This is a genomic window from Sinorhizobium sp. 7-81, assembly GCF_030124405.1.
Classification (GTDB): domain Bacteria; phylum Pseudomonadota; class Alphaproteobacteria; order Rhizobiales; family Rhizobiaceae; genus Sinorhizobium; species Sinorhizobium psoraleae.
On the sequence record NZ_JASKLT010000027.1, the window covers coordinates 18,827 to 40,242 of the forward strand.

At 58.6% G+C, this 21,416-nt stretch carries 17 protein-coding genes and 5 pseudogenes; 8 read left to right on the top strand and 14 right to left on the bottom strand.

Translation table 11 applies throughout. The features are described 5' to 3' along the window. Positions 1-405 precede the first annotated feature (405 nt). The 8 genes and pseudogenes from QN224_RS34185 to QN224_RS31935 all read right to left on the bottom strand — a co-directional run bounded on the left by QN224_RS34185 (position 406) and on the right by QN224_RS31935 (position 7,779). Complete coding sequence (locus QN224_RS34185; protein WP_284004438.1) at positions 406-600, bottom strand: porin; 195 nt, start codon at positions 598-600, stop codon at positions 406-408. After that, positions 584-1,293, bottom strand: a pseudogene (locus QN224_RS31905) (porin). Before QN224_RS31905 ends, QN224_RS34185 begins: the two are co-directional and overlap by 17 nt. 108 nt (positions 1,294-1,401) lie before the next feature. Continuing rightward, a complete protein-coding gene (locus QN224_RS31910) occupies positions 1,402-2,040 on the bottom strand; it encodes a hypothetical protein (protein ID WP_283979934.1) in 639 nt (212 codons plus the stop codon). Between the two features lie 280 nt (positions 2,041-2,320). Next, positions 2,321-3,103 (bottom strand): inositol monophosphatase family protein, encoded by a 783-nt coding sequence (locus QN224_RS31915; RefSeq protein ID WP_283979935.1) that lies wholly within the window; start codon positions 3,101-3,103, stop codon positions 2,321-2,323. After that, entirely contained in the window at positions 3,100-4,023 is a 924-nt protein-coding gene (locus QN224_RS31920) for a sugar phosphate isomerase/epimerase family protein (RefSeq protein WP_283979936.1), read from the bottom strand. Before QN224_RS31920 ends, QN224_RS31915 begins: the two co-directional genes overlap by 4 nt. Positions 4,024-4,036: 13 nt before the next feature. Next, positions 4,037-5,746, bottom strand: coding sequence for an ABC transporter permease subunit (locus QN224_RS31925; RefSeq protein ID WP_283979937.1), 1,710 nt, complete (start codon positions 5,744-5,746; stop codon positions 4,037-4,039). Next, the gene (locus QN224_RS31930) at positions 5,743-6,741 is read right to left on the bottom strand and encodes an ABC transporter ATP-binding protein (RefSeq protein ID WP_283979938.1); all 999 of its coding nucleotides are present in this window, start codon (positions 6,739-6,741) and stop codon (positions 5,743-5,745) included. Before QN224_RS31930 ends, QN224_RS31925 begins: the two co-directional genes overlap by 4 nt. 36 nt (positions 6,742-6,777) lie before the next feature. Further along, a complete protein-coding gene (locus QN224_RS31935; RefSeq protein WP_283979939.1) occupies positions 6,778-7,779 on the bottom strand; it encodes an extracellular solute-binding protein in 1,002 nt (333 codons plus the stop codon). Between the two features lie 133 nt (positions 7,780-7,912). Here QN224_RS31935 and QN224_RS31940 point away from each other — a divergent pair, with 133 nt between their 5' ends. Then, positions 7,913-9,100, top strand: a complete 1,188-nt coding sequence (locus QN224_RS31940) for an ROK family protein (RefSeq protein ID WP_283979940.1) — start codon at positions 7,913-7,915, stop codon at positions 9,098-9,100. Here QN224_RS31940 and QN224_RS31945 read toward each other — a convergent pair. Both QN224_RS31945 and QN224_RS31950 read right to left on the bottom strand, forming a co-directional pair. Beyond that, a complete protein-coding gene (locus tag QN224_RS31945) occupies positions 9,097-9,333 on the bottom strand; it encodes a hypothetical protein (RefSeq protein WP_283979941.1) in 237 nt (78 codons plus the stop codon). The two genes, QN224_RS31940 and QN224_RS31945, sit on opposite strands and share 4 nt — an antisense overlap. A gap of 175 nt (positions 9,334-9,508) precedes the next feature. After that, positions 9,509-9,707: pseudogene (locus QN224_RS31950) on the bottom strand (transposase domain-containing protein); the annotation flags it as partial. Between the two features lie 305 nt (positions 9,708-10,012). On the opposite strand from QN224_RS31950, the gene QN224_RS31955 reads away from it, so the two are divergent. Further along, positions 10,013-10,195 (top strand): hypothetical protein, encoded by a 183-nt coding sequence (locus tag QN224_RS31955; RefSeq protein WP_283979942.1) that lies wholly within the window; start codon positions 10,013-10,015, stop codon positions 10,193-10,195. Continuing rightward, a pseudogene (locus QN224_RS31960) lies at positions 10,182-11,228 on the top strand (recombinase family protein); the annotation flags it as partial. The gene QN224_RS31955 and the pseudogene QN224_RS31960, both read left to right, overlap by 14 nt. A 227-nt stretch (positions 11,229-11,455) precedes the next feature. Here QN224_RS31960 and QN224_RS31965 read toward each other — a convergent pair. Continuing rightward, a complete protein-coding gene (locus QN224_RS31965; RefSeq protein ID WP_283979943.1) occupies positions 11,456-11,641 on the bottom strand; it encodes a hypothetical protein in 186 nt (61 codons plus the stop codon). Between the two features lie 406 nt (positions 11,642-12,047). Between QN224_RS31965 and QN224_RS31970 the strand changes: the two genes are divergently transcribed. From QN224_RS31970 to QN224_RS31990, 5 genes and pseudogenes are all read left to right on the top strand, one after another. Beyond that, complete coding sequence (locus QN224_RS31970; RefSeq protein ID WP_309486654.1) at positions 12,048-13,019, top strand: DMT family transporter; 972 nt, start codon at positions 12,048-12,050, stop codon at positions 13,017-13,019. Positions 13,020-13,170: 151 nt separating this feature from the next. Next, positions 13,171-13,394 (top strand): annotated as a pseudogene (locus QN224_RS31975) (ATP-binding protein); the annotation flags it as partial. An 839-nt stretch (positions 13,395-14,233) separates the two neighbouring features. After that, on the top strand, positions 14,234-15,034 hold the full coding sequence (locus QN224_RS31980; protein ID WP_283979944.1) for a class I SAM-dependent methyltransferase: 801 nt from the start codon (positions 14,234-14,236) through the stop codon (positions 15,032-15,034). A gap of 107 nt (positions 15,035-15,141) precedes the next feature. Beyond that, a pseudogene (locus QN224_RS31985) lies at positions 15,142-15,336 on the top strand (IS481 family transposase); the annotation flags it as partial. A gap of 636 nt (positions 15,337-15,972) precedes the next feature. Beyond that, positions 15,973-16,266: a hypothetical protein gene (locus QN224_RS31990; RefSeq protein ID WP_283979945.1), complete on the top strand. Its 294-nt coding sequence runs from the start codon at positions 15,973-15,975 to the stop codon at positions 16,264-16,266. A 759-nt stretch (positions 16,267-17,025) separates the two neighbouring features. Here QN224_RS31990 and QN224_RS31995 read toward each other — a convergent pair. The 3 genes from QN224_RS31995 to QN224_RS32005 form a co-directional block, all read right to left on the bottom strand. Further along, entirely contained in the window at positions 17,026-19,230 is a 2,205-nt protein-coding gene (locus QN224_RS31995) for a peptidase domain-containing ABC transporter (RefSeq protein ID WP_283979946.1), read from the bottom strand. Between the two features lie 32 nt (positions 19,231-19,262). Beyond that, on the bottom strand, positions 19,263-20,345 hold the full coding sequence (locus tag QN224_RS32000; protein WP_283979950.1) for an HlyD family efflux transporter periplasmic adaptor subunit: 1,083 nt from the start codon (positions 20,343-20,345) through the stop codon (positions 19,263-19,265). Positions 20,346-20,549: 204 nt separating this feature from the next. Beyond that, positions 20,550-20,927: a hypothetical protein gene (locus tag QN224_RS32005; RefSeq protein WP_283979947.1), complete on the bottom strand. Its 378-nt coding sequence runs from the start codon at positions 20,925-20,927 to the stop codon at positions 20,550-20,552. Positions 20,928-21,416: the final 489 nt, after the last annotated feature.

Consider the following 21,416-nt stretch of genomic DNA (forward strand, 5'->3'; position numbering starts at 1 on the left):
CATGTGGACGGTAGGCAGCTTTGGCATCATCGGCGGCATGCCCCCGCTTCTGATCTTGCCGCGCTTCCTGCCGTTCTCGGCGACAGTCACGTTGCGAGCCTTGTCATCGGTCGTGATCGCATCCGCGCCGGTTACATGATGCTCGGGCTACCATCTCTTTGAACTCACCGGTGGCGGGGAGATTCGGCGTGCCTGGAGAAGGCGAGGCAGGGGAAGAGATCAGAAATGTGCCGTGCCGCCGCCGGAGAAGGAGCAGTGACCGTCGCAGGCTCCGCCGAGCCGAGCTGGCCGGGCAACATCGGATCGAGGCGGAGCGGATCCTGGCGATGATTAGGTCACAAGCCAAGCGCGCATGAGACCTCGAAAACCTGCCGTTTTGCGAGGTCTCTGGCGGCTAGGAGTGACTTAGAGGTCCCGCTGCAGACGGACAAAGCCCGAGACGTAGTCGCGGTCGGTCGTGGCGGCTTCCTGGTTGTACTGAACCGAGATACGCGACGCCAAGCCTTCGGTGATCTTGTAGTCGATGCCGACGCCGGCGCTCCACTTGTCGAGGTCGTTGTCGAACTCAGCGCCATTCCTGAGGCTATCCCAGTACTGCACGCCGGGGGTGATCTTCAGCTTGTCGGTCGCCTTTTAAAGCATAGAACGCCGAAACCGTCCATTCCGAGGCGCTCCAATAGGTGTTCGGATCGGAAGCCCAGATGGCCGCGGCCTGAAGAGTGCCCGGGCCGAGCTCGGCCGAGATCAGAGCGCGGATCGCGCCTTCTTCAACTTCCGCGTCGTAACCGCCGAGCAGCTCGAACAAAACGCCGCCGACCGTCGCTGAGACGATCGCCTGGACACCGATGCCGTTTGCCTTGGTGGACCAGCCTTCAAGTTCGTCGAGAGCGATACCAGCCTGAAACGCGCCGCCATCATAAAGATAGGCGATCGAGTTGAATTCGGTGACATTGCCGATCGAATCGGTTTCGCCGTTCAGGCCCTTGTCCCACCAGCTGTAGAAGAAACCGGCCTTCAGACCGCCGAGCTGGATATAGGCCTCATCGACGTTGATCAGGCTGTCGCCGACATCGGTGTCATTGTCGGCGTTGAATTCACCGGCGAAGCAACCGGTAAGCGTGCCAAGTTCGGTATCGCTCTTGGCGCTAAAGCCGAGATAGGCGCGCGGGAAGGCGTCCCAGTCGGAGGTGCCTGCAGCACCCCAGCCTTGGCGCTTGTTGACCTCGTCAGGCCCGAACGAGACTGAAAGCGAACGTAGCCGCCGATCTTGAGGCAGGTTTCGGTGCCCGGGATGTAGAAGTAGTTTGGCCAGGTTGTGCGGCATGTTCGAGAACAGCTTCACCAGCGCCAAGTGCTGGTAGGCCTTTGCCAGCATCGGCATTGCTTCGGCTGCGGTCGCGCTCAGATCTCATTCTGCCTGTCGGAGTGTTTGATAGAGACCCTCCCGTTGTCTTCGGACAACCGCGTGGGCGGCAAGACGAACTCCTGCACATAGGGCCTGCCGGTCAGATCCTCGAAACTTCGCCGCAGTGATTGCTCAGGAATGTGGAAGGCTAGCCACGAGCTCCGAGGTTCGATCGCCATTCGGTTGCCGGCGCTCTGGCGGGCGCTGGCGACGTGGTTCGGCGGGATGAGCAACGTTTTGCGGGTTCGCCGGTCGGTGATTTCAATTTGCCCGGCCAGGACGAAAATGAAGCTGACCACGGGTGTGTAGCGCATGGCTAGCGCCTGCAGATCAACGGAGTGCTTAAGGCTTGTCAGCCAAGCAGACTGAAGTCCTTGCCTGCGGTACACGAGCGATGGATCGTCCGCCGTGTCGGAGGTGACCGTCCATCTCCAGTTCGGCTTGACAGATCCAAGCCTGGCGAGCATCGCGTCACGCGAATGGGCTTCGAAACTGTCTGGCTCTGGCGGATCGTCTGTACGGGATAGCGGCGCACAAAACAGCGCGGTGGTCCAGGCAAGAATCCGTAAGCCCCAATGATCGAGGAGTGCGAGCGAACCGCCGAGTTCGTCGTGTGGTCCTTCGGCCGATGCCATGTTCCAGTCCAGTACCGAAAGCAGCCCTCTATGTTGAGCGGTGCGCGGTCAAGAAAGACGGCGACGGAAGCAACAATCGCCGCCAGGGCAAGGAGATAGAGGACCAGCGGGCGCGAACATGAGGGGGTCGTTCCGGAGCGCATTCCTAGAGACGAAATGTGATGCATCCATTTGCATCCCGCCTCACCCCCATCGTTGCGAGGATTGCCATCCGCGATCTGTGGCTGCCGATCGTCGAAGCCCTGGCCCAAATCGACGACCGGCCAAAAACCACAACTGCTTATCCAAATTGCCGCGGTCTCTCCGGGAGGCTTAGCTGGGCCTTGGAGACTTCTGTGAGAGCTCCCGACGCCGCAATCACCGCCACTTTTCCGTTGGTCTCGGGAAGAATGGCTGAAGGCACATTCGCCGCCCGGCACAAGACGTGACCGGCGGCGCAATCCCAAACATTGGTGCCATGCTCGATGTAGCCCGCGAGCCGGCCGGCCGCGACCATTGCAAGCGCCGCGGCACAACTTCCCAGGCAAACGATATGCAAACCTTGCGCTTCGAGCGTCGCCTCGACCTCGAGCCGATGGGCGATCGGCCATGTCCGGTTGCGGCCAATGCCAAAGGCGACGGGCTGCGTCCCCACGAGGAGCGAAACAGACCCTGTCCCATGGACAGGGCCTTCCCCCGAAGCCCACAAGGCAGCATCCAGTGCTGGTAGGGCAACAGCGCCAAGCACCGGCTCATTGTCGCGGACATAGGCGATCGAGACCGCCCAGAACGGTATGCCCGACAAGAAATTCGCGCTACCATCGACGGGATCGATCAGCCAATGGTCACCTTGGGCATCGCCAGGCTGCTCCTCGCCGACAATAGCGTCGGCGGGGAACTTTGCATGAATGAGGCTGCGGGCGAGGCTTTCGGCGTCGCGATCGACGGCGCTGACGTAGTCGGCCTTCCCCTTTGTCTCGATGGCGATTTGCGCAAGATTGTGAGAGCGCGTCAGCGCGAATGCTGCAACCTCGGCGGTAACCTGCCGAAGCACGTCCAGCCGCGTTTCAAGATCGTGGTTCAATTTTCCACCTTGCCGCGCGCTGCTGCGATCATCTCTTCCAGCTGGACAGCGATTGTGTGCGCCCGTTGATAGTAGGAGGCCTCCGCCAGGACGTAGCGGTCCATCGGCGTCTCAAAGTTCAGCGGCGTGATGTAATCGGTCGCTGCAATGGCCCTGGTGATAGTGTTCCAGTCCAGCCTACCCTCGAAAGGCAGCAGATGGTCGTCCTTCGCCCCGAAATTGTCGTGAATATGGGTCGCCAGCAGTCGATCGCCATAGAGTTCCAGGACGGACACCCTGCCCGGCTCGATCAGTTCCCAATGACCGCTGTCGTAGCAAAGACCAATGAAGTTGGAATCATAGCGGTCAAACAGCCGGGCATAGAGTTTGTGGTAGTTTTCCGCGCTTGCCTTGACCAGCGTTTCGACGGCGATCTGCACGTTGCGCTCGACGCAGTAGGCTTGAACGTCGTCGAACGATCGGACCAGAGGCTCAAAGAATGATTGCTCGGTGTCAATGCTGCGGAACGTGTCGTCGGTGATGTCGACGTGAAGCACGACGTTCGGGGCGCCGAGGGCGGCGGCGAGGTCGATACGGTTCTTCAGGAGCTCGACGCCGCTTTGACGCTGCCACTCATGCGGGGAAAGGATGTTCTTGCGCGTCTCCATGGCAAAGGGCACCGGCCCGGCATGGGCGAGTTCGCTCACGGGGTTGACGCCGTTGCTGGCGTGAACGCTATGCGTTTTCAGGCCGGCATCAGTGACGATGCGGCGGGTGAAGTCAATTTCGGCATCTGCCAGCAAATAGGAACTGCCGGAATCGGGATTCCAGTTGATATGGGTAAAACCGGCTTCACGGATCAGCTCGAGTGAGTGGCGGATGCCCTCGTCGTACCAGCGTTCATGCTTGGGCCAATGCCAGACGGTGATGCAAGTATCCATCTCAAGTGTCCATTCAGAGGTTGCTTGTTTCGGGGGTGCGGCCGAGGCTGAGGCGCTCGGCGATGAGGATAATGGCCAGCGAGAAGGCCATGATCAGCGTCACGTAGACGAGACTGATGGCGGCCTGGTCGGCGTCGGCTGAAACCGCACCGTCGACGATGGCGATCGGCAGCGGCCTGTTGTTGACATTGTAAAGAAAGGCCGAGAGCGGATATTCGGCCATCAGGTTGTTGAACTTCATGCCGGCGACGAGGATGGCGGTCGGCGCCACGAGTGGCAGGACGACCCGGCGGAAACGATAAGGACCGGAGGCACCCATGGCGCGGGCCGCTTCTTCGAAGACCGGATCGATCCCGATGAAGGCCGAACGTATGAAGCGGACCATCAGCGGCAGGCTGAGGATCACGTAGCCGATCGGCAGGAGCCAATAGCTGCCGAGCAGGACTGCGTTGCCAACCAGCGGATTGGGTGCGTCGAAGGCGGCAATCAGCCCGACAGCGAGCAGGATGGTCGGAATGATCCAGGGCAGGAAGAAACTGGCATCGAGCGCCCGGGTCAGCCAGTTGCGCTTGCGCACCATGATCGGCACGGCAAAGAGCGTGACGGCAAGTCCAACGACGACCGCGCCCGCGCTCATGAATATCGAGTTGAAGAAGGCAACGAAAGCCGTGCCGCCGCCGAGCACCAGGGCGTAATTGGCGAGCGTTAAAGTGGAAGGCAGGATCTCCATGCCGATGCTCGAGGCAGGAGCGAAGGAGAACAGCACGATGAGCGCGACCGGGACCAGATAGATAGCTGCCATCAGATAGGCGAGCGCGTGAACGACGCTGCGCATGAGCGGATTGCGAATCGGCCGTAGCTGAATGCGGGTCGTCGCTTTCGCACCGGAGGTGTAGGCGCCCTTGCCCTCGAAATACTGCGAGAGCAGCAGGAGGCCCATGAGGACGACACCCATCAGGAGCGCCAGCAGTGCCGCCATATCAGGACGGCGCAGACTGTTCAGCGTCAGCACCATCTGGCTCAGCATGTGAAAATCGCGGCCACCTAGCACCTGCGGCGCGGCAAACGAGCCAACCGCCATATTGAGCGTGAGCAGCGTGACGGCAAGCACAGTCGGCATGATCACCGGCAGCACGACGCGACTCAAGATCATCATTTCCGAGGCTCCCATGCCGCGGGCCGCCTCGATCGTCGAATAGTCGACGCGGCGCATGGCGGCGCGCAGAAAAAGGAAATGGAAGCTGGTCATCAGGAAGGTGTGGGCGAAAAGAACGCCGAACCAGCCGATGAACCAGTCACGCGGGATAGAGGGGAAAAGGGCTGTGAGGGCGGCGGTAATGGCCCCGCCCGGGCCATAAGTGAAGTTATAGCCGGCAGCCGCAACGACGCCGCCGAACACCAATGGAGTGGAATAGGCGATTTTGAGAAAGCCGCGGCCCTTGACGCGGAAATATTCGAGCACCGCCACCTGAAACATCCCCACGATAGTGACGGTGGCGGTCGTCACCGCCGTCAGCCAGGCGGTATTCCAGAGTGCGGCGCGAACGCGGCGTGAGCGTGCCAGTTCCGCAATGGCATCGAGGATCGCCAGCCCGCCATGCCTGAACAGCGCAGCATGCAGGGCGGCAGCCATTGGAGCAAGAAGGAAGGTGAGAACGGCCCAGCCAATAGCGATCAAGCCGAACCAGTAGAGGAGGCGCTCGAGGCCAATGGTGCGGCTCATGACGTCGGCTCTGCAAATATATGCGCTGCACCGGGGCGAACAGCGAGCGAGACGGTGCTTCCCGGTTCTGGAAGCTCTTCGCCGATCAGCATCGCTGAGACGGCATGACCGTCAACGGCGAGATCGATGCGACTGTAGGCGCCGAGAAATTCGACGTGGTTCACCCGCGCCGGCAGGCCGTCGGGGACACCGAGCAACACGTCTTCGAGCCGGACGAAGCTACGGCCGTTGATGTCGCCGCCGAGCAGGCGGGACGCCAACGACGGCGCAAGCGCGTTGGAGACGCCTATGAATTCGCAGATGAACGGTGTCGCCGGCTTGCGATAAAGCGTGCGGCCGTCGCCGATTTGTTCGATCCTGCCGTGATTGAGAACCACGATGACGTCCGACATCGTCAGGGCGTCCTCCTGGTCGTGCGTGACGAAGATGGCGGTGAAACCGAGCTCCGTCTGCAGGCGCTTGATCTCTTGGCGCATTAATGCCCGTACCTTGGCGTCGAGATTCGACAGGGGTTCATCGAAGAGCAACACGCGCGATCCGGTGACGAGGGCGCGGGCGATTGCGACGCGCTGCTGTTGCCCGCCCGACATGTTCGCCGGTCTCTTGTCCAACTGATCGCTGATCCCGGCCATGGTGGCGACCTCGCGCACGCGCTTTTCAACCTCGGCATTCGACTTCTTCGCCACGCGGAGCGCAAAGCCGATGTTCTCGAACGCCGTCATCGTCGGAAACAGCGCGTAGTTCTGAAAGACGATGCCGACGTTCCGGCGCTCGGGCGGCAGGGTGGTGATATCGTGCCCTTCAAGGGCAATCCTCCCGCCCAAGGCCGGGAGGAACCCGGCAATGGTGCGCAGCACGGTGGATTTTCCGCTCCCCGACGGACCGAGGAGTGAGACAAACGTGCCACCGGCAACCTCGAGGTTCAGATTATGAACTACCGTCATGCCAGGGTAACCGACGTCGAGATTTTGCAGGGACAGAACGCGATCGGCCATGGTTAGACCTCCAATTCATATCGGTCTTGCCGCCGACTAGCGGATTTCAAGCTCGATCTTCTGCAGCCATCCATCGAGCTTGGGAGCGATTGCATCCCAATCGATCGGCTGCGGCTTCACGAGCTTGGCGTTCTCCTGTACGGCGACCGGCGATTTGGCCAAGGCCTCCGGCAAGAGGGGAACCTGACCGAATTTTTCGGCGTAAACGGCCATCACATCGGCCGATCCAAACCAGTCGACGAAGGCCTTGGCCTGCTCGAGCTGGTCGGTTCCTGCCATGATCGCCACGCCCTCGGAGATAACAGGCGTGCCGCCATCGCTCTCGACCACCTTGACCTTGGCGCCAAGGTCCTTGGCCAGCTTGAAGGTGCCGCCAAGCCAATTCAGGTCGATCGAGGCGCGGCCCGACTTGAACGCTTCGATCTGGGAATCCGCGTCGTTGACAACGACGGCACCTGCGTAGAGCTTGCTCAGGAAATCCCAGCCTTCATCGGACACCTCGCCACTGGTGTCGAGGAAGCGGACGAGGATACCGGCAAGATACATGCGCGTCGTCTGCCACGCGCTAGCGCCGATGACGTATTTGCCGGCGTATTGGTCCTTGGTCAGATCCAGCCAGCTTTTCGGGGCTTCGGCAACCGGCAGCTTGTCGGGGTAATAAGCAAGAACGATTGGCGTCTGCCAGAATTTATAGACCATGCCATCCATATCCTGGAATTGCGTCGGCAGGTCTTTTGCCCATGTGGGCGTGTAGGCCTGGAACAGGCCTTCTTTCTTCAACAAGGCCATCGACGTGTCCACCATGCCGAGAACCACGTCGGCCTGGGGGTTGTTCTTCTCGGCCAACAGGCGATCGAAGAGCTCGCCGCCGCCCGCATTCAGAAGCTTGATGTCGTGCCCCGCCGCCTTGGCCTGTTCGGCAATCCAGGCGGCGCGCTCGCCGCCTTGGGGGCTGTAGATGGTCAGCGCGTCGGCCAGTGCCGGAAAAGCCGTGGCCAGCGCGATCGCCGCGGATGCAACAAGGGTGGATAATCTCATGATGTTTCTCCCAGGTTTGGTGGACGCGCGCCCCTCTTACGTGGACTGTGTGTCACTTTAATTACATTGCGCAATTTAATATTCTTTGCAATAGCTCTTCCGAACCCATGGATCGATTTGCCAGGACTGCGAAATGCCCGCACTGCCCCAACTCTCCCTCAACGAACGACGGCTAGTCGAACTGATTTTCAAGAACAAGGGTGTGGCGCGCGTCGAGCTGGCGCAATTGTCTGGCATGACCGGGGCGTCGGTGACGCGCCTGATCGGCGGTCTGCTGGATCTCGGCCTGGTTTCGGAGGAGCCGGATCGAAGCGGCGCGCAAGGCCAGCCGCGTCGGTTGTTGCGGGTGCGGGCGAGCCGTTTCTATGCGGTGGGCGTCACATTCTCCCTCGCGCGCATGGAGGTCGTCATCATCAATCTTGGGGGATCCATCCTTGCAACCAGAACGGTGGACATCAAGACCGCCTGCCCGGAAGACGTGGCGAAAGCTGCACAAACAGCCACCGATGAAATGCTTGCTGACTTGGGCGTCCTAAAGAGTAGCCTGGTTGGCATTGGCATTTCCGTTCCTGGCAATTTTGGCACCGTCTCAAACCTGTTAAAGGCACATCCTTTCTTTCCTGCCTTCGAAGACGACCGGGCAGTTGAAGCGTTTCGCGATGCCTTCGACATTCCGTGCCATGTCGAGAACGATGGCACTGCAGCGGCGCTCGGCGAATACGTTTTTGCAACTGACCACGCCGGCGACGATCCGATGTTCTTCATTCACATCGGTCATGGCGTTGGCGGCGGCGCTGTTATCGACGGCAGACCCTATCGCGGCGCCAATGGCAATGCTTGCTTGCCGGGAGTGCTCTATCCCTACAATCAACCGCGTCCCTCCGGGCAGGATCTTCTGGAAACACTGATAGCGGCTGGCTTTGCTCTTCGCGATTTCCAGGACCTGAATGCGATCTCGCCAGAGGCAGATACCGTCGTGAACGACTGGGTCGCCCGCGCGGGAGCGCAGTTGCGGCAAGCCGTACGCATAGCCACCGGGTTTTTCGATCCCTTACTCATCGTGCTTGGCGGAAGATTGCCAACTGATCTAAACGAGCGCTTGGTCGACGCCATACTTGCAGAGCCTATTGAAGGCCCATCCAGAGGACTTGCGGTTGCGCCACTCAGAGCCTCGCAATTGGGACTGCGGGCTGGCGCTATCGGTGCGGGCTGCGTCCCCTTGTTTCATGCTTTTTTTTCGGGTGCTGTTGTTGACGGTGGCAGTGCCCATCTCAACGGTCGGCGACCGATGCTACGCTCGCCGATTGTATCGCGACCCTAAAGGCGGCTTCGGTGCTCGGTTGGCCTGCGCATTGAGTTGTCATAGCTCAGGCGCTCGTCCTCATGGACCACCGCCGCCGCATCGGGGGCGTGACGGACCTGCGCCTCGAACAGCTCGTGGATGCAGCGATCCGACGGATAAGGCGCCGCCGTCCGGTTCAGCTCCTCGAGCAGATGGCTGCGCTCGTCGGCCGGCAGGATGTCGATGCGGCCGAAGGGCTGCGGATTGGTCAACGCCGCATGCAGTAGATTTTCGAGGTGCTGTATAAGAGGGCAAAGCGTTGGTTTCCCGCTAAACAACGCTAAGCGAGATCAAATGTAAGCGTGGCGTGACGACCGCGGGATAGCGTTCGGTCTGAAATCGGATAGTGTCCACTGTGGATTTAAGTGGACACTATGATTGAGGAGACTAGTTCCACGGAAGGAGTTCGTCGATCCTGTTCGCGGGGTGGTCGGCGATGCGATTGATGATGTCGGCGAGATACGCGTGCGGGTTGATGCCGCCCATTTTGCAGGTCTCGACGATGGTGTAGATGACGGCGGCCCGCTCACCGCCGGCGTCTGAGCCGCTAAAAAGCATAATTCTTTCTTCCGAGAGCCATCTACCGAACATTCTGCCCATGTCGGGCGAGAAGTTGTCGTCCACTATCGTTGGCATCCCTATTTCGGTCGTCGTCTGCGGCTGCACTATCGCGAGAACCGTAAGAAGGGGCAGTTTGTCCACGTTGAGGTCATGCCCGGTGTTGTGACGGCGATCGCAGCCTGGATGCTCGATGCGGCGTGCTGTGCTGGCATGGAATTGGGGACCCTCGGGTCTCATTGCCGGCGCTTGTGGATCTGGATGACCTTTTACAGCGCCGCGGAATGCGGCGACCCTGTTCCGGCGAACCGAATCTCGTCGAGGAACCCCAAGATGCCCGATCCGCAATTTCGCCTTCAGCCGCTTCAGCGTCAGCTCCTGATCTCCTTCGAACCGCCGCGCCTTCTCGGCCTCCCAGCGAGCGACCGACGGCGGCTGGTGTCGAACCTTGCCACGCTTCTCATCGAGGCGGCCACTGGCATGAAGGAGGAGGAACGGAATGATGACGACCGTTGAGATCCTTCCTCCCACCATCCTGCAGCGGAAAGCCATTGTTTACGTGCGGCAGTCGAGCCCAGGTCAGGTCGAGAACAACCCCGAGAGCCGTCGCCGGCAATATGAGCTCGTTGACGTCGCACGCCATCGCGGCTTCCGCACCGTTGAGGTCATCGACGATGATCTCGGGCGATCGGCCAGTGGAATGGTTGCTCGTCCAGGATTTGAGAAGCTGGTGGCGGCATTATGTGCCGGTGAAGTCGGCGCTGTTCTTTGCTTCGATGCGTCACGCCTGGCACGCAATGGTCGCGACTGGCATCATCTTCTCGAGCTTTGCGGCCTTGTGGAAGCAAGGGTCATAGATTTGGATGGCGTCTACAATCCTTGCCTGCCAAACGATCGGTTGCTGCTCGGCATGAAGGGCAGCATCAGCGAATTCGAGCTGGGGATCATCCGTGCGCGCATGCTGGATGCCGCGCGTGCGAAGGCTAAACGAGGCGAGTTGAGGATCAGCGTGCCGATCGGCTATGTCTGGCATCGCGACTATGGTCTGGGTTTTGATCCTGATCTGCGCCTTCAGCAGGCTATTCGAACGATATTCGAACGGTTTCGTATACTTGGCAGCGCACGGCAGACACATCTGTCGCTGGCGGCAGAGGGCATGTTCTTTCCCCGCCCATCCGATGGCAAGCGCCTGACATCGTTCGAGTGGCAACCCGTTCGCTATCGCAATGTCATCGGCCTTCTGAAGAACCCATTTTATGCCGGGGCCCATGCCTACGGCAAAAGCGAGAAGCGGATCACCGTTGTCGACGGGCGCGCTCGCAAGACCTATGGCCACGGCAAAGCCTTCGACGATTGGGAGGTGCTGATCCGCGAACACCACGAAGGATACATCGATTGGGCGGTGTTTGAGCGCAATCAGGCGTCACTGGCATGCAATGCATACGGCCGTAGCGGTGGCCAGAAGTCTGGCCGCGGAGGCCGGGCCCTGCTATCCGGGATGCTCACCTGCGGTCGATGCGGTCGTGGCCTCGCCGTTGTGTATGTGGGTCTCACGCTCGGTGAACTCGTGCGCAATCCGACAAAACTGTCGGCTTTGCCGATTTGACGACACCAGCCTTCTTAAACCGGTTTGTTAGCATATTGGTTTAAACGCGCAAAAGAAGCGTAAAAGTCATTCTTCAGCGCCGTCACGCAAATTGGCATGAACTTTGAAATCTTCTGTTGAGAGGCGGCGGGCTGCTTGCCGGGAGCGGACACGGCCAGATCTCGGCCGGTCTAGGTCGAAACGCTTGCCGCCGTGCGCAAGGTCTGGCCCGAGAACAAGCCGCTTGCCCGAGCATCGGGGTCGTCGAGTTCGACGGCTGCGATGAGGAGGCGCATCAGGACTCGATCGCGCTCGCATGCCGACTGAAACAGGAAGGCCTGGACATGGTGGACGTAAGCATTGGCTTCTCTACGCATAACGCTGGCATCCCATGGGGGCCGGCCTTGATGGTCAATCTTCGCAGGTGTCCGCGAGCAGGCCAGCCTGCCTACCTCCACCAGCTGGCACATCAAAGAGCCGGAGCCGACGGACAAAATGCTCCGCGACGAAAAGATCGACCTGTCATGATCGGCCGTCCGCTGCTTGAGGACCCGCACCGGCACTACGCCGCCGCACCCAAGCTCGGCCTCGACCGAGCCGGCTGGCCGCTGCCCATCCCTATGCCAATTGGCTCGACCGCTACCGCACGGCGTGAATTGGTTACCATCAAGCGTCGACGGAAGCGGCTTTGTCGGCAGGATTTGGGTCGAGGCCAGAAGTCTGAATGCACCCCGCCTCCTCGTTCGCGAACATGGCTGAAGACTCCTTAAGCGAGATCACAAGATGACCGAAGAGGAAGCGAAGTGCTCCCACAATCAGTCGCATCACCCGCCAAAGTCGCGATACAACTCAATCAACCAAGTAAGCTCAACCATGAACAATAAAATATCGGGATATCTTTATGTCTTGTTGGCCGTGATACTTTTCGCGGGCCGGGATGGTTTTTCAAAGTTGCTTGGTGAGACGTATCCACCGATCATCGTGACCATGATGCGCCTTTGGGCGCTTGCGGTGTTTGTGACGGTTCTTGCAGCATCCTCTCCAGTAGGCCTGCGAGGCGCGTTATTCACGCAACGACCAATTCTGCAGGCACTCCGAGGTGTTCTCCTGATGAGCCAGATCGTGGTGGTCATCTTCGCCTTCACGACTGCTGGGCTGGCAATAAGTCAGGCGATACTTGGAGCTACACCTCTGATAGTTACCATACTGTCGGTGCCAATACTCGGCGAAAAGGTCGGTCTGCGTCATGGCATTCCTGTAGTCATTGGCATGCTGGGCGTTCTAGTGCTTCTAAACCCTGTGAGCGTTCATTTCGATATGCGCCTGCTGCTTCCCATAGCTGCTAGTCTTATTTACGCCGTGTATTCCATCGCCACGCGTGCGGTCAGCCAGGACGACTCCGTCGTGACAAGCGTATTGTATGCAGGGGTCCCGGGAGCTGTGGCCATAACGTTTGTCGGGCCATTCTATTGGACACCGATACATATGGCCGATTGGCCCGCAATGACCGCGCTCTGTGTTTGCGGGGCGCTCAGCCAATATTTTCTCGTCAAGGCTTATGGACTGCTCAGTGCCGCTGAGGTTCAGCCTCTCACATACCTCCAACTCGTTTTGAGCGGTGCTGTTGCGACGGTCTTTTTTGGAGAGACTGTAACGTGGAACATGGTAGCCGGCGCACTGATCGTGTCCGGAGCCGGTCTGTTTACTTTTTGGAGGGAATACCGGCTGGCAGTGCGACGAGCGAAGTCGGTTTGAAACGATGCCAAATTGTAGCGAATAACGCGGTCTAGACCACGTAACCTCGCTGCCAGGAACTGTGGGGCAGCGGGTCTAGATCAGGTCGGCATCCAAGGGTGAAAGTTTGCTGCTATGGATGGAGCTAAGCTCTATACCTCCGCTAAGTGCCGAGCCGCTCAATGAGCAGCACGCCACGACCTTCTGGAAATCCTTGACGATCGCTACGGACGCCGCTCGACGATCATTACGAGCCAGCTACCTGTATAGCCCTGGCACGAGATCATCGGCAATCCAACTTACGCCGATGCCATTCTCGATCGGCTGGTTCATAACGCACATCTCACCGATTTAACTGGCGAGAGCTTACGGCGAAATGAGCGCCGAAAATCTTGACTCCGGATACCGATGAACTGACAACAATCACAGCCAGCAGCACCCCAGCCTCAAGGGGGCGAGATCATCCCGCAATCCGAGGGCGCAATCATCTCGGAACAAAGGGGCGGCTTCATCGGGTTCGGCAATCTGTTCGCAATGGCGGCATAGCGTCATCGTGATCCGCCCGTCACGGCATATCCGACACCTCCCGTCGTCTTTGTCGCTTGTACGACACAGACTTGTTTAGCGATCGCTACGTTTGCGTCAGACCTTACCGCTGAAAAACAACGATAAAGAGTTTTGGTCGGCTCAATCAGTCAAAGTGGCACGAACCTTGAACCTCCCGTCTGGCGGCGATTTATTTTGGCGCCCCGCATTCATGTCGCGGGTAACCGCAATTAATGGACCGAGGGAAGAAAACAAACATGGCAGGTCTGCGTCAGCTCACGCGCTACGGAAGGGGGGCCATCGGCAAGCCCATCACCTTCCCGAATTCAGTAGCCGGCCTCGTCGCCGTCGCACAAGATCCTCATTGTAACCTGCGACGCAAAGCAGACTTTCGTGTGATCTTGAACTCACACGTTCAGGAGATGGTCCTGCACCTCGCCGCACGAGTTCGCACAAACGGCCGAGTGTGAAGAGGGAGAGGATGAGCGATTAGCCGTTTTGAGCCCGATCGCGGCGTTTCAATTTCTTGCGATCCCGCTGGTTCAGAAGGTCATGCATTTTCCCTCTCGCCTTGGGATCGCCTCATACTCGAGGCAGGCGGGTCCGGTTGCCAGGGCCTCTGAAACTCCCCGCTGGGCGAAAAACTGTTGAAACAGTCAGCCAACACGAGCGCATCGACGAGAGAACACATGAAAGAACTCGATAGAATCAGGACAACACTCAGGACTAGTCAACAGAGAACGTTCCCGCGGCAGATCCGGGAGTTCGGGCTGGATCTGATCGTGCGAGAAGGCGTTTTTCCTCCTGAAGATTTCAAAAGTTGGCGTTGGTTTAGCGAGAACTTCCCTCCCTTCGCCACAAAGACGATTTTGGAAATTGGCTGCGGTTTCGGTCTCCCGGGTCTTTTGCTGGCCAAGACTGGGGCGCTGTCGTTGCTAGCCTGCGATATCAATCCGAGCGCAGTCGCGAACACTTTGGAGAATGCCGCAAGAAACGGTATTGACAATGTCGAGGTCATCGAAAGCGATATCTTCAGTAACATTCCTCCTGAGAGGAAGTTCGACATAATTTTTTGGAACCACCCTTGGAACCTCGCTCCAGAAAATTTCGAATTTACCGATGACCTCGAGCGTGGAGCATTTGATCCCGGCTACAGGCAGCTCGAGAGATTTCTTTCGGAAGGCCGAGCATTTCTTACAGAAGGAGGCAAAATCCTTCTAGGATTCAGCACTGATGCCCGTGACGACCTTCTCGAGCGAATCATAGCTGCGAATGATCTTAAATCGGTAATTGTGAGGGAGGGGACGTACCCCAACGTTAACTTGACTTATAAGCTGTTCTCAGTGCGCCATAGCGCGACAGCATATGGATTGCGACCTTCGATGTACCGCTCCAGCTGCTTTCAGGAGGTTGCCCATTCGCTTCCAGCCGGAAAAGCTGAGGTTATCGAACCCTCGGTGATTCTCGGCGGCCCGAATGGACATACATAAGAATGCTCGCCTCACGCGCGCAGTCGAGCCGCAATCGCACACCGCGTCGTGGTCGGAGGACAGCGACCGACGGTCGTGACCGCGGCGTTCGAGGTCTGCGTGAAGAGGTTCGCCTCCACGAATACGACAGGCCGGGCGAGCTCATCCATATCAACATCAAGAAACTCGCAATTTCAACCGAACCGGCTACCGCAATCGCACTCGGCAGAGCAACAGCCGAGGCATCGGTTGGGAATACGTATCTGGCCATTGACGGCCACTCACGCCTGGCCCTTTCGGAAATCTTCCCCGACGAGACGCGGGCCAAGATGGAACGGCATTGGCCCGGGCAAACGGACGGGACGCAGCGGCTACGACATTCGCCACTTCAAGACGAATCTCAACAAACCCCAGTACACCAGACCCCGCGCGCACTTGCGGTTGTATCAAGCTCTACCGAACGGCAAGCGGGCCGGATAGCATGCTGTCGTTGGTGCGTGATTGCCAGCGATGATCCGCGCGAACGGTGCGCTTTACGTCTTCCGAGCCAAACGGCCACCGCGTGCTAATGCTTTACCATTAAGCTGTTCGCGCTCTGCAAACCTGACTGAGATGAAGGCATGGCTGGAGGAACTGGTGACCTGGCAGCTTGGGAGGTCTCGCGGCAAACCTCAATCAGATCGACAAGGGTGGTAAACCTTCGCGAGAAAGAACCATCTTCCCGAACATTCTCGGTCCCGGTCGATCCGCTACGAGATTTCGGCCCATAGGGGAGGGCGAGGCGTCCCCGTCCTTGACGCTCATGCAGGTCCAAGCGACCGACCGGACGGGATCAGTTTGCGATTGAAATGGTCGGCGTCTACGGGGCGCAAGAGTTTTCGCGGTGGTGGCCCATTAACATCGCGGTGTCCTGGACAGGGTTTGACCTATGACTTCATCAAAGCCCTGAGAAGCTCTTCATGCCTGCCCTGACATTGTTCGGCGGTCCGCGAGATATCGCAACGCAAAGCCTCCTGCTCCGCGAGTGGTTTGGTTCGCTTGATGACATTGAACGGGCTACCACGGCTACCAGCATAGACGGCTTGCTGATCCTGGCCGAAGGGATGAACTTATTTCGAGATAATGTCGCCGGACGAAAAAACGATCACCGCTTTTCTGTAACCCTGCGAAACCTTCTGGTGGTCAATCGTCAGTACCTGCAGTCGGACCGCTGCGGCGCCGACCGGCAGTCCTCGGCTGAGGGCCCCCGCTGAAAACCACTTTCACCGGCTCTTTTGGCAACGGATCGGGTTGGCAAGCTCCAGACGCCGCCGCGGATGCACATCACAGTAAAACCGGCAGGAGAGTAAACGAATGTCAGATTCAGCCGGCGCCCCAAAACAATTTACGCAGCAAGCCTCGATATGTTTATTGTCGACCGATCGCAGGATCATTAGCTGCGAGCTCTCGCGGCCAATCATCCCCGCGACCGCTCAAAAGCTCCTATCATGGAACGTTTTGCATTTCTGACGTCGCTCACGACGGCCCAGCCCATCGCCAGTTGAAGCAATGCCGCCTCGGCAAGGAAGTCTGTCCATGAATGAGTAAGGCTCCTGAAAACGCGATCCCGAGTCGTCGAAAACGAGATGATGAAAAGCCGATTTGGCGGCTCCCTGGCCTGAAGGCGTCAGGACAATGGCGGAGGCGGAAAGGTATTTGCAAAAGCTTTGCACGCTGCTCGCCAAAGCCGAAACAGCAGCATTCTCGCGTTTTAACTGCCAGCGACAAGTCTCATCTTGATTGATTGATGCGTCGTCTCACCCTAATCGGCGCTGCGGCCACGATTTATCTCGACCGAACCGTTGAAGATTTCGCGCCGGCGACCAGCACCTCCGGTATGCTCCGGCCCCAACACCGCACCGCTTCGTTGGGCGCACATCAGCTTCAACGGCGATTATGTCTGGCCACCGAGCCTCTCCATGCCCTCCCTTCCGTCCGCTCCGGAAGCCGCGGTCGCGTTCCCTTAAAGCGGCTTAGCGTAAAATTCCGGGAAGACTCTGCGATGCCCCCTCCTGAAGCTGTGAGATAAATCCGGTTTGCGCCCGCCACAAGCAAGCGTAAGCACCATCTGCTGTCAGCAGATCAGCATGCCTTCCCTCCGCAACAACCCGTCCCTTGTCCAAGACCACGATCTTGTCGGCGAAACGAATGGTGCTCAGTCGATGGGCGATGACGACGATGGTCTTACCGGCTCGCCGCAGATCCTCTACCACCCGCAGGACGGACGTCTCGGCAATGGAGTCGAGTGAGGAGGTCGCCTCATCTAGGATTAGGATCTCCGGATCCCGGTACAGAGCCCGAGCCAACGCAAGGCGCTGCTTCTCGCCGCCGGAGAGACATACGCCGTGCTCGCCCAGATAGGTTTGCAAGCCGCCGGGCCACCGCTCGATTGACTCCCGTAGCCCTATTTGATCGCAGATTTGCAGGATCTTCTCAAAGTCCGGCTCGAACTCGCCAAGCGCAATGTTCTCGATCACTGAGCCCGAGAACACGTCGACCGATTGCGGCACCGCAGCGACAATCTTGCGCAGGGATACGGTCGAGAGATCCCGGAGGGCATGGGGACCGATGCGGATGCGTCCACCCTCAAGCGGATAGACATTTTGTAGCAGCGCCGCAAGGGTGCTCTTGCCCGACCCACTTTCCCCCACCACGGCCGTCATCTCACTCTTGCGGAAGGTGACGCTGAGATTGTGGAAAAGCGCCGGCTGCGCGCCATGGCGGAACGTAACGTTCTCTAGGCGGATATCGCCAAGCGTGGAGGTGGTGGCATCGATTCCACCGTCGCTTGCCGGCTCCAGTTCGAAGATCTCGAACAGGCGATCCGCCGCGATAAATGCATCCTGAACGATCCGGTTGGCCTGAATCAGGCTTGCAACCGGCCGGGTGACATAGCCGAACAAAGTATAGCAGGACAATAACTCGCCAGGTGTGACGGATTGATCGAGGGCAAGCGTCGTTCCGAACCACATCAGCACGATGGTGAATAGGTTCGAGAGGAAAGTGGAGGCGCTATCTCCGAAGATCGAGATAAGGCCGGAGCTGTAGACGGAATGTAGCATTTTGACGAAGCGGGTCTCCATCTTCAGGTTGGCGAAGCTCTCCATGCCGGAGGTCTTGATCGTGGAGACAGCTCCGAGGGATTCCACCAACTGCGCCTCCAGATCGGCTGCATTTTCCATGATGGCGCGCTGGCGCTTCCTGTTAAGCCGATCAATTGTCCAATAGAGTAAGAGGTATAATGGGATAGAGATCGCCACCACCAAGGCGATCTTCCACGAGTAGACGAACATCAGTCCGAACGAGAACAATATCACTAGCAGGTTAACGAACATGGTGATCAAGACGTCGTTCAGGAAGCTCCTGATCTTCACGGCGTCGTTCATGCGGGAGACGATTTCGCCTATGCGCATGCCGTCAAAGAACTTCTGAGGCAGGCGTAGGATGTGATTGTAGTAGCCGAGGATCAAGGAGGCATCGATTTTCTGTCCCGTTTGCAGGACGAGCCGGTTTCTGAGGAGATTGATCAGGATCTGCGCCACCAGGATCAGCAGCATGGCGACGCTCATCAGGTTGAGCAGGTTGTGGTTGCCCGCTGTGATCACATGGTCAACGATCTTCTGAACGTAGATGGCCGTCGAGAGGCCGAGGATCGTCGTCACCAGCGCCCCGACGAGAGCCTGCGCCATCACTGCCCTGTGTGGAGCAAGCAGACGGGCGAAATGGGCAAGCGGCGAGGTGGTCTCGTCGCGGCGCTTGAAGGTGTCTGCCGGAACCAGGAGCACCAGGACGCCAGTCCATTGCGCCTTGAATTCCTCGTGCGACAGTCTGCGGATTTCGCCATAGGCTGGGTCCATCACGGTGACCCACCTCGCGTCGATCGACTGGATCACTACAAAGTGGTGCAGGACCTCCTTGACAATCACATGCGCGATAGCGGGCTTCGGGATCTTGTAAAGGCTGTCGAAGCCGCCCTTCACCCCCTTGGCGATGAAGCCCAGTTTCTGAGCCGCTTCCGTGAGGCCCAGTACGTTTGTGCCGGAGCGGTCGGTTGAGGCATACTGGCGAATGCGCGACAATGGCAGCTCGTAGCCATAGAAGGCTGCGACGGAAGCAAGACTGGCGGCCCCGCAATCCGTGACGTCACGTTGCTTGAACTTGATGACCTTGCTTGGCATGGCAGCTCGCTGACTATTGCGAAAATGGATGATTAGCGGCCCGCCAGGAGCGGATTGAGCCAATCGTCGACGTCATTGTAGAGGAGTTGCAGGAGAGTGCGGTCGGCCACGAGGAAGCGAGCCCGGACGATCATGCCTTTCTTCAGGTGGCCGATGACGCCATTCTTGAGCGCGAGATCGCTGCGGGAGAGCGCGCAGCCTACCTTGAAGACCGGCTTCCCGTCGGCAAGGGTGAAGTCCTGCGCCACGTTGACCACTGTTGCCTCGATGACACCCCATTGATTGTAATTGAAGGCATCCACTTGGAGCCGCACCGACTGGCCCGGCCGCACAAAGCCGATGTCGTTGGGGGAGACGTAGATTTCCGCCACCAATTTTCCGTCCGGCGAGATCGAAGCGACGGTTTGCCCCGCCTGCACGTAGCTGCCGGGGGCGAGGCCGGAGAATTGCTCAAGAGCGCCCGACACCGGAGCTCGAATGCGGGTCAGATCCCGTTCATGCTCAAGTTGATGCAAGGTGGCCTTGAGTTCCTTGAGGCGCAGGTTAGTGTCGAAGAGCTGCTGGTTCCATTCGGCGGATTTGCGCCGCACAAGGATCTCGCCCTGAACCTCAATGTCCTGGAGGGCGAAAGCCTTCTCCTCGATGGCCTTTTGAGGCGCCGCAGCAACAGAGACCAGGCGCTTAGCGCGCGCGAGTTCCGCCGCGGCATGACTGCGGGCATATTGGTTTTCCCGCAACAGGTTGAGAAAATGCGCCCGCTCTGCGGTGGCTGACTCGGTCAGCAGGCGGATTGGGTCCTTTGCATGTGTGCTTGAGATCAGGCTTTCGAGGTCACCGGCAAGATCGCTCTTCGCTCGTATGTCGGCCGTAAGCGCCCCGAGCTTTTCTTCAACCACCTCATCGTCAATGGAGAGAACCTCCTGCCCCTGGGCAACGAGATCGTTCTCAACCGCAAAGATATTCGAGATGCGCCCGGACACGGGCGCGATGAGGGGCGTTTTTTCGATGGTAGGGCGAATGGTTCCGGCACTCTGGACAGAGACTGTTACGGTGATGAGTGGCAGCGATACCAATGTCGCGACCACAGCGAGTACTATGATCTTATAGATGAGCAGAGATCGTCCTGTTCGTCGGGAGAGGATGCTCTCTGCTGTGTAGGCGGCTATTTCAGGAGGGAGTAAGATATTGTTCATAATTGAGTTAGTCACGCGTCCAGTATTTAAGCCGAGTTGCGGCTTCTATATAAATAAATGTCGATCCGTATTATATCTTGAGCGGACGTATAGGGGGCTCGCGCCCCCTATGTTCTTTTGCAATAATCAGCGCTGCTGCCAAATGTCCCAGTCTTGACAAGGGGGCGGCGGGCAGTCGGGCGGCGTAACAGACCCACAACATTCTCCTCCCGAAATTGCAGCTGCTTCTTCAGGAGTTAGTTCGGTGACACTATGGTCTGACATATTGGTCTTCATTGTTGTCTCCTTTTTTAGCGCGGCAGCGCTTGCCGTCGCGCCATGATCGAGATTCAAGAGTCGTGCCAATTGCGCGGCAAGAGCTTCAAAAGGACTGTTTTGCATATTGTTCAACGACTTCGCTGGGAATGCGGCGGCACGCCCGGCCGAACATTGCCGTGTCGTGGAATCGACAAATCCGACAAGTCCGCCGGAGACGAATAGATGGTGCATGAAAATGAGTGGCAATCCACATTGGCACCCGAGTCATACGCGGCCGGTCGCGAGGCGCCCTGACGCGAAGACCGCGATGCGTGTAGGCTAGGCATTCGGCCGCGAAAGTGACGCTCTTCGGGTATCGACGCTCTTCTTGTGTCGGAAGGCAATATGAGCTGGCCGACGGTTCTTGCGAACTTGGTCAGAGCGTGGCAACCTGCTAGGCACTTAGGCGTCTGTCGTCGCTGGATACCATAGGTTCGCCGCCTCTGCCCTGAAAAGGTGTTCGGCGGGAAATCAGGTCGCCCCATAGGATGAAGGTATTGTGGCCCGCGGAGTGCCTGGACAGAAAGCACTTATTCGATTCGGGTGACTTGCAGCCTGTCGTCGCACCATCTGATGGGAGTTTTCCGCCCTGTTGTTCTAGAGCACGTCCACTTTAATCCGGGTCATATCCTGCTGCTGCGAAGTAGTTCGCACACTCTTGCGGCTCGAAGAGCTTGACGATGTCGCCAACGGTGT

Excerpts from the sequence above, each read along its gene's own strand:
- QN224_RS31910 (WP_283979934.1), bottom strand. The coding sequence starts at position 2,040 with ATGGCATCGGCCGAAGGACCACACGACGAACTCGGCGGTTCGCTCGCA.
- QN224_RS31920 (WP_283979936.1), bottom strand. The coding sequence starts at position 4,023 with ATGGATACTTGCATCACCGTCTGGCATTGGCCCAAGCATGAACGCTGG.
- QN224_RS31925 (WP_283979937.1), bottom strand. The coding sequence starts at position 5,746 with ATGAGCCGCACCATTGGCCTCGAGCGCCTCCTCTACTGGTTCGGCTTG.
- QN224_RS31930 (WP_283979938.1), bottom strand. The coding sequence starts at position 6,741 with ATGGCCGATCGCGTTCTGTCCCTGCAAAATCTCGACGTCGGTTACCCT.
- QN224_RS31935 (WP_283979939.1), bottom strand. The coding sequence starts at position 7,779 with ATGAGATTATCCACCCTTGTTGCATCCGCGGCGATCGCGCTGGCCACG.
- QN224_RS31940 (WP_283979940.1), top strand. The coding sequence starts at position 7,913 with ATGCCCGCACTGCCCCAACTCTCCCTCAACGAACGACGGCTAGTCGAA.
- QN224_RS31955 (WP_283979942.1), top strand. The coding sequence starts at position 10,013 with ATGCCCGATCCGCAATTTCGCCTTCAGCCGCTTCAGCGTCAGCTCCTG.
- QN224_RS31965 (WP_283979943.1), bottom strand. The coding sequence starts at position 11,641 with ATGCGTAGAGAAGCCAATGCTTACGTCCACCATGTCCAGGCCTTCCTG.
- QN224_RS31970 (WP_309486654.1), top strand. The coding sequence starts at position 12,048 with ATGACCGAAGAGGAAGCGAAGTGCTCCCACAATCAGTCGCATCACCCG.
- QN224_RS31980 (WP_283979944.1), top strand. The coding sequence starts at position 14,234 with ATGAAAGAACTCGATAGAATCAGGACAACACTCAGGACTAGTCAACAG.
- QN224_RS31990 (WP_283979945.1), top strand. The coding sequence starts at position 15,973 with ATGCCTGCCCTGACATTGTTCGGCGGTCCGCGAGATATCGCAACGCAA.
- QN224_RS31995 (WP_283979946.1), bottom strand. The coding sequence starts at position 19,230 with ATGCCAAGCAAGGTCATCAAGTTCAAGCAACGTGACGTCACGGATTGC.